Here is a 628-nt window from a genome sequence, read left to right as displayed (position 1 = left end):
TTGTCATCCCTAAACCACCGCCTTGGGCGGTGGTGATTGAACCTTGGGGCTATTGCCCGAAGGAGTGCCCATGCTAGAAGTAAACCTCTTATTCACCACAAGTAAGAGGAAACTAAAAACATGGGCGATTATAGAAGTTCATCACATGTATATTGGCGTTGCAAATACCATATAGTTTGGACTCCGAAATACAGATTTAAGATCTTGAAAGGGAATGTAGGTAAGGAGCTTTATCGCTCAATCTATATTTTGTGCAATATGAAAGATTGTGAAGTCTTGGAATTAAATGTTCAGCCGGATCACGTTCACTTGGTTGTGATAGTTCCACCAAAAGTTTCGATATCAACGTTGATGGGAGTATTGAAAGGGCGTTCAGCAATCCGCTTGTTTAACAAGTTCCCACATATAAGAAAGAAACTGTGGGGTAATCATTTTTGGGCAAGGGGATACTTTGTTGACACAGTTTGTGTGAATGAAGAAATCATCAGGCGTTACGTAAGGCACCAAGACAAGAAAGATCAAGAATATGAGGCGCAGTTAGAGTTGAAGATAAACTAGCAGCGCAGGGATGCCCCCTTATAGGGGGCTATAAACCAAAGCCGCCTTCTAAGAAGGCGGATTTTTACTT

At 41.9% G+C, this 628-nt stretch carries 1 protein-coding gene; it reads left to right on the top strand.

From position 1 onward, the window contains the following. The first annotated feature begins 120 nt into the window (after positions 1–120). Positions 121–558 (top strand): IS200/IS605 family transposase, encoded by a 438-nt coding sequence (gene tnpA / locus AACR75_RS00875; protein ID WP_047691426.1) that lies wholly within the window; start codon positions 121–123, stop codon positions 556–558. Positions 559–628: the final 70 nt, after the last annotated feature.

The organism is Vibrio sp. ZOR0018 (genome assembly GCF_963865925.1).
Classification (GTDB): domain Bacteria; phylum Pseudomonadota; class Gammaproteobacteria; order Enterobacterales; family Vibrionaceae; genus Vibrio; species Vibrio anguillarum.
Note: the sequence above shows the minus strand (reverse complement) of the source record. Positions and strands in the feature narration are given on the sequence as shown.

Coding starts and splice junctions, on each gene's coding strand:
- tnpA (WP_047691426.1), top strand. CDS start 121: ATGGGCGATTATAGAAGTTCATCACATGTATATTGGCGTTGCAAATAC.